Below are 12437 nucleotides of genomic sequence, written 5' to 3' on the forward strand. Positions count from 1 at the left end.
ACTCGTCTAGGCCACGGTCCTCCGCGGCCGCCCCGGAAGGCGCGCCGCCCCGGAAGGCCGGCCGGCCAGGCTCCGGGGCCTTCGCCGCGCCACTCCGCCGCGACCCGACCGTCCCCGCCGGCACCGGCGTACCCGTCACTCCTCCACGAGGACGCGTACGCCGGTGACCTCCGTATCCACGGCGTCCGGCACGACCATCCCCGCCTCCACCCCCGAGCGGAGGTAGTCCAGGACGTCACGGCTGAGGCGCTCGCCCGGCACGGCCACCGGTATCCCCGGCGGGTAGGGGGTCAGCATCTCCGCCGTGATCCGTCCGGCCGCCTCCGCCAGGGGAACCTGCTCCGTACGGCCGAAGAACGCGTCGCGCGGCAGCTCCGCCTGGTCCGGGCGGAGCCGAGACGGATCGGGGACGTCCACCTGCCGAGCGGTACGCACCTCGCGCGAGCGGGCGGCCAGATCGCGCAGGCCGGCCAGCAGCGCGTCCGCCGTCTCCGCATCATCGGAATGGGTGAACTGGGCGCTGACGCGCCGGTGGTCGGAGAGGTGGAGGTTGATTCGGTGGTGGTGCCGCAGCCAGTCGGCAGCCCGGTAGCCGGTGGTGCCGAGGCCGGTGATGTCGACGATGACCTGAAGGGGGTCCATGTCGGCTGCCCCGCCCGGCCCGCAGAAGTCCGCTGTGCCGTGGACGTGCATGCCTTCGATGCCTTCGATGCGCTCCCGTACGCCTGCGACGAGCGCGAGCGCGTGATCGTAGAGGGCGCGCCCCTGTTCGACCATCTGCCGACGCCAGCCGTCGAGAGCGGCGTAGACCAGGACCGAGGGACTGGTGGTTCCCAGCAGGTCCTCCCTGCTGCGGAGGACTTCCGGCCGGACCAGGTCACCCTGCAGGTGGAAGACGGAGCCCTGTTCCAGGCCCGAGCCCATCTTGTGGACCGACGTGACGCAGATGTCCGCTCCCGCGTCCATCGCCCAGGCGGGCAGATCCGGGTGGAAGGGCAGGTGGGCTCCCCATGCCTCGTCGACGATCAGGGGTTTGCCCCGGTCGTGACAGATCCGTGCGATGGCCGCCAGGTCCGAGCACGTGCCGTAGGGGGTGGGGGTGGTCACCAGCGCGCCGCGGGCATCGGGATGCCGGTCGAAGGCGGTTGCGAAGGCCTCCGGGCCTGGGGGATGGGCCAGGTGCCGTTCCGCGTCCCACTGCGGATCCACCCAGACCGGGCGGATCCCGGAGAGGATCAGCCCCGACACCACCGACTTGTGGGCGTCCCGCCCGACGAGCAGCTTCTCGTGCGGGCCTGCCACCGACAGCATCGCGGACTTCACCGACAGCGAGCTCCCGCACGTGGAGAAGAAGGCATGGTCCGCCCCGACGGCCTCCGCCATCAAGGCCTGCGCCTCCTCGATCACCCGGTGCGAGGAAGTCCTGTCGTCGAGACCGCTGGTGGCCAGGACGTCCGCAGAGAAGACGGCGTCTCCGAGAACTGCCCGCACCCGGGGGTCGGCGCCTCTGCCCTGTTTGTGGCCCGGGGGTGTGAAGGGGGTCTGGCCGCTCCGGTGGTAGGCGGCGAGGGCGTCCAGTACCGGTGTCTTCGACTGGTCCATGCCGCCCGCTTGCCCGATGTGCGATCCGACAAACGCGGGCGTTTCGACGTCGCGCGCCAAGGCCGAAGCCCGGAGGGGCCGGTCCCCGGAGGGGGCCGGCCCACCGCTTTGTCAGACGGACAGGGCTTCGAGCAGCTCTCCGACCTTGGGGTCCGGCAGGGCGCGGGCCACGTCGGCCTGGGCGACGATGCCGACGAGGGTGTGTCCGTCGATCACGGGCAGGCGGCGCACCTGGTGCTCGCTCATCGTGTGCAGGATCTCCTCGACCGAGTCGTCGGCCCCGATCGTGACCGCTTCGCCCTGGGCCAGGTCGCCCGCCTTGGTCTCGGCAGGGTCCTTGCCCTCTCCGAGCACCTTGACGACGATGTCGCGGTCGGTGAGCATCCCCTTGAGCTTGTTGTCCGTTCCGCAGATCGGCAGGGCTCCGACGCCGAGCTCCTTCATCTTCCGGGCCGCCTCCAGGACCGTCTCCTGGGCCCCGATGCACGTGGCGTCCGGAGTCATGATGTCGCGTGCTTTTGTCATGATCGTCCTCTCCTCGGTTCCTTCTCGGTTGCCGTTGGCCGGTCTGTTTCGCGCCTGCCCCGCCCCGATGCGTGCACACATCTGCGCGTCCGGGTGATCGCACCGGTGGGCGAAGGCCTGAGGAACACGTCCCGGGCTGCGCAGAAACCGGTGAGCCCGACGCATGGCGGGCCCGGGACGGGGGAGCCGCCCGGTATGAACGGATACACACCAAGCAATCCCGACCCGGACCCCCGGGTCACCCCTGGTCTGGAACCCGGCGGCGGCGTGCCGCCCGGTGAGACCCCACCCGCCGAGTCGAGCACGGCCACCGGGGCCGGCCCCGAACGCCCGCTCAGCCGGGGGTGGGCCAAGGGCCCGCTGATCGCCATCGTGGCCCTGGCCGTGGTCGTCGCACTGTTCTTCCTCGTCTACGCCATCCTGCTCGCCGGCTGAGCGGGAACCCGGAAAGGAGGCGGCCACCATGAGCACGTCCGAAGCCCGCGGCAACGACGTCTACCAACCCCAGGAAGAAGCGGAACCCGCCGAGTCGCAGCCCGACATGCAGAACGCCCTCGGCGAACCGGGGCTCGACGAAACCATGGACACCGGTTACTCGCCGCCCGACCGGCCGCTGGCGGCCACCCGCTACGGCACCACCGCCGGCGAACAGCACGCAGGTGAAACGCTCGACCAGCGGCTCGCCCAGGAGGAACCCGAACCGGACCCGGACGCCCCGAGAGATGTCGAAGCGGGACCGGCCTCGGACCTGGACGACCTGCCCGAGGACACCGACGGCGAGGACATCACCCGTGACCCCGAGGGCGACAGCCCCACCGCGGGCCGGGCCCGCGCGGGCCGACTGACCGCGACCGATGAGGAAGCCCCGGTCCGCCACATCTCCGTACTGGCCCACGACACCGGGATCGACGGAGGCGCGGCATCGGCAGAGGAAGCGGCCGTCCACGTGATGGACGAGGACCAGACCGAGTCCTGACGCGCTGCCCGCCGCACCCGGCGCTGGCGCGGCGGTCTCGTGCCATGCTCGAACCATGAGCAGTGCGCGAGACGGGGCCGAAGAGGCCCCCGACGTGTCGGCCCTCACCCAGGTCGTCTCCCGTCTGCGGGACCACGTCGCCCAGCTCGAGGGCGCGGCCGCCGGCGCAGCCGTCCTGGAGCGGGCCAAGGGCGTCCTGATGGCCTCCCTGGGGCTGTCGGAGGCTGACGCGCACCAGGAACTGATCCGCCGGGCCGAACGGCACGACCGCCCCCTCACGGAGGAATGCGAGGCCGTACTGGGCGTGAGCCCGCGCGGCCTGCCCGCCACGAGCCCTCCCGCAGCCACGGAGGAATCCGCCGGTCCGGTCTCCGGCCGCCGCCGGCACCTCGCCCGCCGCCCCGGCCAGAACGACCGCTTCCGTCCGGCCGAAGAAGTCCTGGCCGGCCTCGCCGCCGACCTGGCCCAGGCGCACTCCGCGCCGACCGTGGCCACCTGCCTCCGCAAGCACCTGCACGGCCCGGCTGACGTCGACGCGGTCCTGATCTACCAGAGCGCCGCGGAGGCCGGCCTCGACCTGCGGGCCGACGCCGGCCTCGACCCCCTGCTGTCGGCGCAGTGGCGCCACGTACCCCCCGCCGCCCGCATCGCCCCGGCGGAGGCGATCGCCACCGGCAGGCCCGTCTGGCTCGAGGATTCGGGGAAGGACGCCGGCCGGTACGCGCTCATCGGTGAACCCTCGGACCGATGGCCCTCCAGAGCCTGGTTCCCCGTACCGGCGGCGCCGGCCGCCGGCATGGCCGTGGGCCTGCTGTGCAACCGGCCGGGGCCCTTCCCCGCCGCCACCCGGCAGCTGCTGCAGGAGGCCGTACGGCTGTGCACGGCGGCCCTGGACGGCGCGGGCCCCGGGGCCGGCCGGGCCGCCGACCCGGACAGCGACCTGGTCGCGGACCTCTTCGCCGCCCTGCCGGGATCCGCCGTACTCCTGACACCCGTCCGCAACGACGGAGTCATCGAGGACTTCCGGGTGGAGGCGGCAGCCCCGGACACCGTGGACCCGGCCGGCCGACGCGGCAAGGAGCTCGTCGGACTCCGGGTCCTGGAAACCTTCCCCCACGTCGTCGGTACGCCCCTGTGGCAGGGCTGCATGGACGCGCTGGCCACCGGCACCACGTACGAAGGCGAGCTCTTCACCAGCCGGGAGGCCGACTCCGGCCTCCCCGACACCTCGACCTGTGCGGTCCGCGCCGTCCCCTGGCACGGCCGCCTCATCGCCTCCTGGACCGGGCGCACCGGGCGGACCGGGTGGACCGGGCCGACGGGGCACGACGGCGAATCCCGGCAGGCACACCGGCTGGCCGTGCTGCAGCGCCTGGGCAAGCTCGGCTGGGCCGACTGGGACCTCGTCGCCGGCACCGTCGTATGGTCCGAGGAGGTCTACGGCATCTTCCACCGCGACCCGGCGGCCGGCCCCCTGCCACTGGACGAACTGCCCCTCCACCTGCTGCACGACGACCTGCCGGCGACGGCCGCAGCGGTCCGGCGGCTGCTCGGCGACGGCGAGCCCATCGACCACACCTTCCGCGTCGTCACGGGCGAGGGCGTCCGCCACATCCGCATGCTCGCCGAGGCCGACACCGACGCCCAGGGCGATCCCGTCGAGGTCCACGGGTTCTTCCAGAACCTCACCGCCCAGCGGCAGGCCGAGCTCGAACTCGTCGAGAGCGAACGGGCCCTCGTCGTCCAACAGGGCCTGCTCGAGGCCGAACGCCAACTCGCCCGCCGGCTCCAGCACGCCCTCCTGCCGATCTCCGAGCAGTCCCTGCGCCTGGCGGGCCTGGACGTCGAGGTCGCCTACCTCCCGTCGGAGGGCGGCATCAACGTCGGCGGCGACTGGTACAGCGCCATCGAACTTCCGGGCGGGCACGCGCTGTTCGTCGTCGGCGACGTGGCCGGACACGGGCTGGACGCGGTCGCAACCATGGCCCAGCTCCGCTTCACCGCCAAGGGCATGGTGGTCACCGGCTCGCCCCTCACGGAGGCACTGCGCCGGCTCAACACCCTTCTCCTGCACACCGCCGACAGCCAGAACGGCACCGCCACCCTGATCCTCGCCCGCTACGACCCGGCCGGTCACCGGCTCTCCTGGGTACAGGCCGGCCACCCGCCGCCGCTGCTCGTCCGCGACGGCGCCGCGGACTTCCTGACCCCGCCGGAAGGCATCCTCCTCGGGGCGACCCGGGAGCCTCACTACACCGAGGCGCACTACGACCTGCGCGCCGGAGACCACCTCATCTTCTACACCGACGGCCTCGTCGAGAAGCCCAGCGAACACCTCGACAAGGGCATGCACCGCCTCGCCCAGGCCGCACGCACCGCCTTCGCGGGCCCGACCCCGGAGAGCCTGCCGCACATGCTCTCCCGGCTCCTGCCCCGTACCCAGCGCCGGGACGACACCTGTGTGCTGGCCCTCCATCTGCCCTGAGCCGCCGCCGTTCCGGCAGCCGCTCTCCAGCAGCCGCAGCCGCAGCCGCAGCGGATCGGCCGAATACCGGCCGCGTTTTGCTCCCGCTCTCCCGGGCAGCCGCCAAGCGCGGGAGGGCAGCAGGAACGTAACGGGAGGTCGCCATGAAGCAACAGGGTGGAGTCGGCGGGGTGCCGCGGGACGACCGCGGCGACGACGCGCAGCACCGCAAGGCCCCCGCGGCGCGGTCCGGGCCGGGCCGGGCCAAGCAGGCCCGGCACGAGAAGGATCAGGTCACCCCGGCCGCGGACACGGACGAGGCGAGCCGTCTCGACCGGCCGCAGGACCCGGACAACCCCCGCAAGGACCGTACGGTGTGGGAGAGCCCTCACGGCGACTGAGCAACCGGCCTGATCGCCGCGACGCGGACCGGGTGCGCGAGCTGTCAGTTCAGGAACCCCACGGTGGTCGACACGAACCGGTCCGCGTCATCCAGCCACGGGTAGTGGCCCGCGCCGGATTGCACGACGAACTCGGCGCGCGGGAACAGGTCGGCGAAGCGGGCCAGTACGTGCGGGGGCGAGGCCAGGTCGAACTCCCCGGCGAGGACCAGGACCCGCGTGTCGAGCGTGGAGATCCTCGCCCGGGTGGCACCCGGGTCGAAGGCTCCCTCGGATCCGAAGACTTCGGCCGCCGCCGAGTTCCACTGCGTCCCCTCGGCCGCCCGGTGGGCCTGCGCCGTCTCGTTCCAACGGCCGTAGAGGAACGGTGCGATGGTCACCCAGTCCTCGGCCGCGGCTTCGCCGGCGTCGATGGCGTCGAAGGCCGCCGACGCCGCCGCGTACCAGGGCTCGCCCTTGCGGAGCCGCCCGACCTCGCGCCGGTCCTCACCGGTGACGGTCAGACCGACGGCGTCGGTGCCGGGCGTGATGAGGGCGAGTCGGCCGACGCGGTGCGGGTACTGCTCCGCGTACCGCACCGCCAGGTTGGCGGCGGCGGAGTGCGCGAGCAGGTCCATGCGGTCGAGGCCGAGGTGTTCGCGCAGCGCCTCGACATCGCCGACCAGGCGGTCGCAGCGGTAGGAGGCGGGGTCCTCCGGCGTCGCGGACAGTCCGGCGCCCCGCTGGTCGGCCACGATCAGCCGGCGGCGCGCGGCGAGTCCACCGAGGTCGCCGAGGTAGACGGAATCCCGCATCGGTCCGCCCGGCAGGCAGACCACCGGGGCGCCGGTGCCGTCCCCGAGGACACGGTAGGCAAGCTCGGTGCCGTCAGGCGCAGTAAGAGTAGGCATGGTTGTGATCCCAACAAGTGTGCGATGTCATCGTGGAGTTGAAGCGGTGCGGAGCGTCGAACGCCCACCGATGGAGATCAAGTGGCAGAAACCTACCCGTCGTCAAGATCATTTGGCAACCGGTCCGCTGCCGCGTCGCCCGTGTGTGCGTGGACGGCGGAGCGGCGGAGCGGCTGACGGAGGCCGCGCAGTTCCCGCCGCTTCCGCGGATAGGGTGACCGCATGACTGTGCTCGTGTACGAAGACTTCGGCACCGGACGCCACCGCGAGGCCTCCCTGATCCGGCATGCTCTGGGCAGCGTCCACGACGAGGAGCTGGTTGCCGGCCTGGCCGGGGGGATCGGCTTCATGTACTTCGTCTTCGAGTACGAGGGCCGGCTGCCCATCGTCACGATCGTCGCGCAGGCCCACCCGGAGCCCTGGGTGCAGGTCGCGCTCGGCCGCCTGGGGATTCCGTACGAAGCCACCCGCGCGATGAAGCCCCGCTGGGGCAGGGTCCGTGCCGCGCTCGACGAGGGGCAGCCCGCCTTCTGCGTGGTCGACCGCTCCTCCCTGCCCTGGCACGAGGCCGACCCGGACGCCGAGATGACGGGCACCGACGCCTACACCGTCGTCATCGCCGGGTACGAGGGCGACGACCTGCTGATCGAAGACGGTGCCGAGACCCCGTACCGGATCGACCGCGAGGAGTTCGGTGCCGCCTGGACCGCGCACCGCAAGGGCCGCCACCAGCTGATCGTGCCCACCGGGCCGGCCGAAGGGGAGCCGGACGTGGCAGGGGCGATCGCCTCCACCGTCACGCGCCTCACCGGGCCTGTTCTGGGCAACAGGTTCGACGTGAACTTCGGCTTCACCGGGATGGAGAAGCTCGCCGCAGAGCTGCGCGACAGCACCACCGAGGCGGGCTGGGAGCGCCGGTTCGGCAGCTCGCCCGAGGCCTTCCGGGCCGGCACCGGGCGGCTGTACGCCTGCCTGGAGGAGGAGTGGACCGCGCCGGGCGCGACCCGGCCGCTGTACGCCGACTTCCTGGACCTCGTCGGGCGCCCGGAGGCCGCCGGACTCTTCAGGGAGTCCGCCCGGCACTGGTCGGAGCTGGCCGTGCTCGCCCGGGACGCCGGGGCCGACGCCGACCCGGATGCCGGTGCCCAGGGGCGGCGAGCGCTCTTCGACGCGTGTGCGGAGCGCGTGGACCACTGCCTGGACCTGGAGCGGCAGGCGGTGCGGGCGCTGCAGAAATAATGCCCGCACCTCGCCCATCGTCCGTCCGCCGTCGGGCATGGGTGGCGCCTGGGTGGAAAGGCGCAGGGTATGACACGTACATCCAAGTCGGGGCAGGGCGACAACCACGGGCACCGTGACACGGGCCGCGAGGCCCCCGTAGGGCCGGATGAGCAGGTCGAGCAGCAGGCACCGGACCGGCTGTCGGATCTGCCCAGACGGTCCTGGGTGGCGGTGCTGCGCGGCACGCTGAAGGAGTTCAAGGACGACGAGCTCACCGACCGGGCGGCGGCGCTGACCTACTACGGGGTACTGGCGCTCTTCCCGGCCCTGCTTGTGCTGGTGTCGCTGCTGGGCATCGCGGGGGAGTCGGCGACCAAGGAGGTTCTGGACAACCTCCAGCGGCTCACCCCGGGCTCGGCGCGCGATGTGATCAGCAATGCCGTGCAGCAGTTGCAGGGCAATGCCGGCGTCGGCTCGCTGTTGGCGATCGTCGGTCTGATCGTCGCGATCTGGTCCGCTTCGGGCTACATAGCCGCGTTCATCCGCGCCTCCAACGCCGTCTACGACATGCCCGAGGGGCGTCCGGTGTGGAAGGTCCTGCCGCTGCGGCTGGCGCTGACCGTCACGCTGATGATCCTCGCCGTCGCCAGCGCCCTGATCGTGGTCTTCACCGGCGGCCTCGCCCGCCAGGCGGGCGCCGCACTCGGGCTGGGTGACACCGCGATGACGGTGTGGTCGATCGCGAAGTGGCCGGTCCTCGTCCTGCTCGTCACCATCATGATCGCGCTCCTGTACTGGGCGGCTCCGAACACCAAGGGCCGTGGGTTCAAGTGGGTCACCCCCGGGAGTTTCCTGGCGCTGGTGATCTGGATGATCGCCTCGGCGGGTTTCGCGTTCTACGTCGCGAATTTCGCCTCGTACAACAAGACGTACGGCACTTTGGCGGGCGTGATCATCTTCCTGGTGTGGCTGTGGATCACCAATCTCGCGATCCTCCTGGGCCTGGAGTTCGATGCCGAGCTGGTCCGCCAGCGCGCGATCGCCGGCGGCCATCCCGAGGACGAGGAGCCCTACGTCGAACCTCGGGACACGCGGGGATGGAGCGATGAAGACCGCCGCCGCCTGGAGTGACCACCGTGTGGAGCGGCTGCGTCTGCAGCCCCGGCTGAGCACTGGCAGCCGGCGAGTGACCGGCCCGTCGCGGGGTAGGCGCGCCACGACAGCGGAGTCACAAGAGGGAGGGGCTGCGATGGCGGCGCGCTTCGAGGTCCTTGCACCAGCCCTACCAGCCCTACCAGCGCCATCGCGCCGAAGAGCTTCAGCCAGCACGTGAAGGAAGGTGGGGATTCCATGAGCACCGCCGGACGGCCGGGCCACGGCACTACCGACGAGTCGGTGGGCGATCTCGTCTCACGAGCGTCGCAGCAGATCTCGGAGCTGGTCCGCGAAGAGATGCAGCTGGCCCGGGTGGAGATGACCCAGAAGGGCAAACGCTTCGGGATGGGCGGCGGCCTGTTCGGCGGCGCCGGCCTGGTCGGCATCCTGGCCGCTCAGGCCCTCGTCGCAGCCGTGATCGCAGCCCTTGCCCTGCTCCTTCCGGTCTGGGCCTCGGCCCTGATCATCGCCGCCCTGCTGGCGGTGGTCGCCGCAGTGATGGCCGCGGCCGGGAAGAAGCAGATCGCCAAGGCCGGCACACCCGCGCCCGAGCAGGCCATCGACAGCGTCAAGGCCGATGTGGCCGAGATCAAGGAGAAAGCACACCGATGACGAATCAGCCCCAGGGCGAAGAATCCGCGCCCACACCCGAGGAACTGCGCGAGCAGATCGAGCACACCCGCGAGGAGCTCGGCCAGACCGTGGAGGCGCTGTCCGCCAAGGCCGACGTCAAGGCCCAGGCCAAGGAGAAGGCGGCCGAGCTCAAGGAGCAGGCCGCCGACAAGGCCACGCTCGTCACCGACCAGCTCCGGGAGAAGGCGGCGCACGCCGCTCAGTTGGTGAAGGAGAAGACCCCCGACCCGGTCCTCGACAAGGCGGCACACGCCGCGGCGCAGGCCCGCGACACCGCGGCACGCGCCGGCCACCTGGCCGCCGACAAGACCCCGGACCCGGTCCGCGAGAAGGCCGGGACGGCCGCGACCATGGCGAAGGCCAACCGCGCCCCGCTGATCGCCGCGACCGCCGCCTTCCTCGTCTTGCTGCTCGTACGCCGCAGCCGGAGGCACCGGAAATGAAGGCATCCAAGATCGCTTACAAGCCGGTCGGGCTGACGCTCGGCGCCGCCAGCGGCCTGATCGCCGGCGCGGCCTTCAAGCAGGCATGGAAGATGATCGGCCACGAGGACGATGCCCCCAATGCCACCGACGAACACCGCACCTGGCAAGAGATCCTGCTCGCCGCAGCCCTGCAAGGCGCGATCTTCGCCGTCGTCAAAGCCGCCGTCGACCGGGCAGGAGCCGCCGCCACCCGACACCTGACCGGCACCTGGCCCGGCTGAACCGGCCTACGCCGGCGCCGGCCCCGCCCCCCGAGGACCGGCGCCGCCCGCCCCGTGGCCCGAAACCGGAAGGGGAGGAAGCGCGGCCGCGCTCCCGGGCACGCTGCCGGACGGATCAGCTCCGGGCACGGCGCGCGGACGCTGCCGGGTATCCGTGCCTGCCGGGTGGTGATGGCGGATCGTGGTGGCCGTGATCGATGTGGATGCGGTGGTGCGGGAGCTGTACGGACTCAGGCCCGGGGAGTTCACCGCGGCCCGCGACGAGCAGGTGGCCCGGGCCCGCAAGGACGGTGACGCCGCGGCGGCGAAGGAGATCGGCCGCTTGCGGAAGCCGACACGGTCGGCATGGTGCTCGAACGTCCTCGTCCGATCGGATCAGGCCCACGTGGAGCAGCTGCTGCAGCTGGGCCAGGCCCTGCGGGAGGCACACCGGACCCTGGCGGGCGAGGAACTGCGGGAGTTGTCGCATCAGCAGCACGTCGTGATCGCGGCGATGGCCCGGGAGGCCTGCCGCCTGGCCGCCGAGGCCGGACAGCCGGTGTCGGAGACGGTCCAGCGGGAGGTCGAGCAGATCCTCCACACCGTCCTCGCGGACGAGGACGCCGCCCGGCAGTGGGCACGCGGCACGCTGGCGAAGCCCCCGCCCGCCCCGGTCGGGTTCACCGGACTCCAGCCCGCCCCCGGCGCCACCCCACCCCGCGCACCGGCAGCCCGCGCACCGGGAGCTCCGGCCGGCAAAGCCGGACGGCCCGAACCGGCCAAGAAGCCGCCGCGGCCCACCGCCCGGCAGCGCGCCGGGCTGGAACGGGCCACGGCGGAGGCCGAGCGTGCCCGGCAGGAAGCCGAGCAGGCGGAGGAAGCGCTCGGCCTGGCCGAGGCGGACCTGGAGCAGACCCGGGCGGCCCGGGCCGCCCTCGACGAGCGGGTCGCCTCGCTGGAGGAGCAGCTCGGCCGGCTGACGGAGGAGCGCGACCGGGCCGCCGAGGCGGCGGACGCGGCTGACCGGCACCACCGCGATGCCTCGAGGGCGGCGCAGGCGGCGCGGAAAGCGGCCGACCGTGCCGCACGGGCCCAGGCACGTCTGCAGGGCGGCACGGAGGTGTGACCCCGGCCCGCACTGCCGTACCGGCGGCCCGGCTGTCCCCCCGAAAGGGTGGCGCGGCCGATCAAGCCCCCGTCTTGTCCTGCTGTCGTCGCACCATCTCGGAGATCCAGACGGGCGCGAACGGAGACGTGCAACCCGGGGAAGTCGGGTAGTCCTTCAGCACCTCCAGGCGCTCACCGATGTCGATCGCGCGGGCGCGGAGCTCGGCGTGCTCGATTCCGATCTGAGCCAGGCAGTGGTTCATCGCCCACTGAAGGCGGTCCGGGGCGTCTTTCATCTCCGCCTCGATGACGTCGAGCAGTCCGGGGAGGTCGAGGCCCTCGGGCTTCTTCGTCACGCGTTCGGTGGTCAGGGCCCAGCCGGCACTCGCGACCACCGGGTCGGGATCGGCGGACCAGGCCAGCCGCAGCTCTTCGCAGTGCGGGTTCTTCTTCACCACGTAGTTCACGAGCCAGTCGCGCACCTTGGGTGTGCGCGCCTCGCGCACCATGGCGTCCAACGCGTCACGCTCGAACGCCTTCGGACGGCAGATGAGGGTGGCCAGCAGGCGTGCCGCGCTGTCATCCGTCTCCCAGAGCCGGCACGCGAGTTCCTGCTGCGTCTTCAGCCGCTTCGCGAGCGCGCGCAGCTTGCCGAGGTTCACACCGTGATCGTCACCGTGCCTCTCGTTCACCTCGCGTGCCCTCGGGTCCTCGAGCTCGGCCAGCTCGGCCATCACCTGGGCCATCACCTCGGCCGGCGTCGTCTCGGCCACCTGAG

At 72.2% G+C, this 12437-nt stretch carries 14 protein-coding genes; 10 read left to right on the forward strand and 4 right to left on the reverse strand.

Annotation, left to right across the window (positions count from 1 at the left end; translation table 11 throughout):
- Nucleotides 1-135 precede the first annotated feature (135 nt).
- The gene (locus AB0447_RS27035) at nucleotides 136-1602 is read right to left on the reverse strand and encodes an ornithine decarboxylase (RefSeq protein WP_366479394.1); all 1467 of its coding nucleotides are present in this window, start codon (nucleotides 1600-1602) and stop codon (nucleotides 136-138) included.
- A 111-nt stretch (nucleotides 1603-1713) separates the two neighbouring features.
- Nucleotides 1714-2127, reverse strand: a complete 414-nt coding sequence (locus AB0447_RS27040) for a CBS domain-containing protein (RefSeq protein WP_366479395.1) — start codon at nucleotides 2125-2127, stop codon at nucleotides 1714-1716.
- Nucleotides 2128-2322: 195 nt separating this feature from the next.
- On the opposite strand from AB0447_RS27040, the gene AB0447_RS27045 reads away from it, so the two are divergent.
- The 4 genes from AB0447_RS27045 (at nucleotide 2323) to AB0447_RS27060 (ending at nucleotide 5968) form a co-directional block, all read left to right on the forward strand.
- Nucleotides 2323-2562 (forward strand): DUF6480 family protein, encoded by a 240-nt coding sequence (locus tag AB0447_RS27045; RefSeq protein WP_366479396.1) that lies wholly within the window; start codon nucleotides 2323-2325, stop codon nucleotides 2560-2562.
- A gap of 28 nt (nucleotides 2563-2590) precedes the next feature.
- Entirely contained in the window at nucleotides 2591-3103 is a 513-nt protein-coding gene (locus tag AB0447_RS27050) for a DUF5709 domain-containing protein (protein WP_366479397.1), read from the forward strand.
- A 55-nt stretch (nucleotides 3104-3158) separates the two neighbouring features.
- Nucleotides 3159-5588, forward strand: coding sequence for a SpoIIE family protein phosphatase (locus AB0447_RS27055; protein WP_366479398.1), 2430 nt, complete (start codon nucleotides 3159-3161; stop codon nucleotides 5586-5588).
- Nucleotides 5589-5731: 143 nt separating this feature from the next.
- On the forward strand, nucleotides 5732-5968 hold the full coding sequence (locus tag AB0447_RS27060) for a hypothetical protein (RefSeq protein WP_366479399.1): 237 nt from the start codon (nucleotides 5732-5734) through the stop codon (nucleotides 5966-5968).
- Nucleotides 5969-6012: 44 nt separating this feature from the next.
- Here the strand turns inward: AB0447_RS27060 and AB0447_RS27065 are convergent, their stop codons facing one another.
- Nucleotides 6013-6858: an alpha/beta hydrolase gene (locus AB0447_RS27065; protein WP_366479401.1), complete on the reverse strand. Its 846-nt coding sequence runs from the start codon at nucleotides 6856-6858 to the stop codon at nucleotides 6013-6015.
- Nucleotides 6859-7080: 222 nt separating this feature from the next.
- Here AB0447_RS27065 and AB0447_RS27070 point away from each other — a divergent pair, with 222 nt between their 5' ends.
- The 6 genes from AB0447_RS27070 to AB0447_RS27095 all read left to right on the forward strand — a co-directional run bounded on the left by AB0447_RS27070 (nucleotide 7081) and on the right by AB0447_RS27095 (nucleotide 11678).
- A complete protein-coding gene (locus AB0447_RS27070) occupies nucleotides 7081-8097 on the forward strand; it encodes a BtrH N-terminal domain-containing protein (protein WP_366479402.1) in 1017 nt (338 codons plus the stop codon).
- Nucleotides 8098-8166: 69 nt separating this feature from the next.
- On the forward strand, nucleotides 8167-9210 hold the full coding sequence (locus AB0447_RS27075; RefSeq protein ID WP_366479404.1) for a YihY/virulence factor BrkB family protein: 1044 nt from the start codon (nucleotides 8167-8169) through the stop codon (nucleotides 9208-9210).
- Between the two features lie 219 nt (nucleotides 9211-9429).
- Nucleotides 9430-9846: a phage holin family protein gene (locus tag AB0447_RS27080; protein WP_366479405.1), complete on the forward strand. Its 417-nt coding sequence runs from the start codon at nucleotides 9430-9432 to the stop codon at nucleotides 9844-9846.
- Nucleotides 9843-10310 (forward strand): DUF3618 domain-containing protein, encoded by a 468-nt coding sequence (locus AB0447_RS27085; RefSeq protein ID WP_366479407.1) that lies wholly within the window; start codon nucleotides 9843-9845, stop codon nucleotides 10308-10310. Before AB0447_RS27080 ends, AB0447_RS27085 begins: the two co-directional genes overlap by 4 nt.
- Nucleotides 10307-10573: a DUF4235 domain-containing protein gene (locus tag AB0447_RS27090; protein WP_366479408.1), complete on the forward strand. Its 267-nt coding sequence runs from the start codon at nucleotides 10307-10309 to the stop codon at nucleotides 10571-10573. The genes AB0447_RS27085 and AB0447_RS27090 overlap by 4 nt, the downstream gene beginning before the upstream one ends.
- Nucleotides 10574-10763: 190 nt before the next feature.
- Complete coding sequence (locus AB0447_RS27095) at nucleotides 10764-11678, forward strand: hypothetical protein (RefSeq protein ID WP_366479409.1); 915 nt, start codon at nucleotides 10764-10766, stop codon at nucleotides 11676-11678.
- 61 nt (nucleotides 11679-11739) lie between these two features.
- Here AB0447_RS27095 and AB0447_RS27100 read toward each other — a convergent pair whose 3' ends face one another.
- Nucleotides 11740-12405, reverse strand: coding sequence for a DNA alkylation repair protein (locus AB0447_RS27100; protein ID WP_366479435.1), 666 nt, complete (start codon nucleotides 12403-12405; stop codon nucleotides 11740-11742).
- Between the last annotated feature and the right edge of the window lie 32 nt (nucleotides 12406-12437).

Source organism: Streptomyces sp. NPDC051211 (assembly GCF_040689505.1).
Lineage (GTDB): Bacteria > Actinomycetota > Actinomycetes > Streptomycetales > Streptomycetaceae > Streptomyces.

Excerpts from the sequence above, each read along its gene's own strand:
- AB0447_RS27085 (WP_366479407.1), top strand. The coding sequence starts at position 9,843 with ATGACGAATCAGCCCCAGGGCGAAGAATCCGCGCCCACACCCGAGGAA.
- AB0447_RS27090 (WP_366479408.1), top strand. The coding sequence starts at position 10,307 with ATGAAGGCATCCAAGATCGCTTACAAGCCGGTCGGGCTGACGCTCGGC.
- AB0447_RS27035 (WP_366479394.1), bottom strand. The coding sequence starts at position 1,602 with ATGGACCAGTCGAAGACACCGGTACTGGACGCCCTCGCCGCCTACCAC.
- AB0447_RS27060 (WP_366479399.1), top strand. The coding sequence starts at position 5,732 with ATGAAGCAACAGGGTGGAGTCGGCGGGGTGCCGCGGGACGACCGCGGC.
- AB0447_RS27100 (WP_366479435.1), bottom strand. The coding sequence starts at position 12,405 with ATGGCCCAGGTGATGGCCGAGCTGGCCGAGCTCGAGGACCCGAGGGCA.
- AB0447_RS27040 (WP_366479395.1), bottom strand. The coding sequence starts at position 2,127 with ATGACAAAAGCACGCGACATCATGACTCCGGACGCCACGTGCATCGGG.
- AB0447_RS27065 (WP_366479401.1), bottom strand. The coding sequence starts at position 6,858 with ATGCCTACTCTTACTGCGCCTGACGGCACCGAGCTTGCCTACCGTGTC.
- AB0447_RS27050 (WP_366479397.1), top strand. The coding sequence starts at position 2,591 with ATGAGCACGTCCGAAGCCCGCGGCAACGACGTCTACCAACCCCAGGAA.
- AB0447_RS27075 (WP_366479404.1), top strand. The coding sequence starts at position 8,167 with ATGACACGTACATCCAAGTCGGGGCAGGGCGACAACCACGGGCACCGT.
- AB0447_RS27055 (WP_366479398.1), top strand. The coding sequence starts at position 3,159 with ATGAGCAGTGCGCGAGACGGGGCCGAAGAGGCCCCCGACGTGTCGGCC.
- AB0447_RS27080 (WP_366479405.1), top strand. The coding sequence starts at position 9,430 with ATGAGCACCGCCGGACGGCCGGGCCACGGCACTACCGACGAGTCGGTG.
- AB0447_RS27070 (WP_366479402.1), top strand. The coding sequence starts at position 7,081 with ATGACTGTGCTCGTGTACGAAGACTTCGGCACCGGACGCCACCGCGAG.
- AB0447_RS27045 (WP_366479396.1), top strand. The coding sequence starts at position 2,323 with ATGAACGGATACACACCAAGCAATCCCGACCCGGACCCCCGGGTCACC.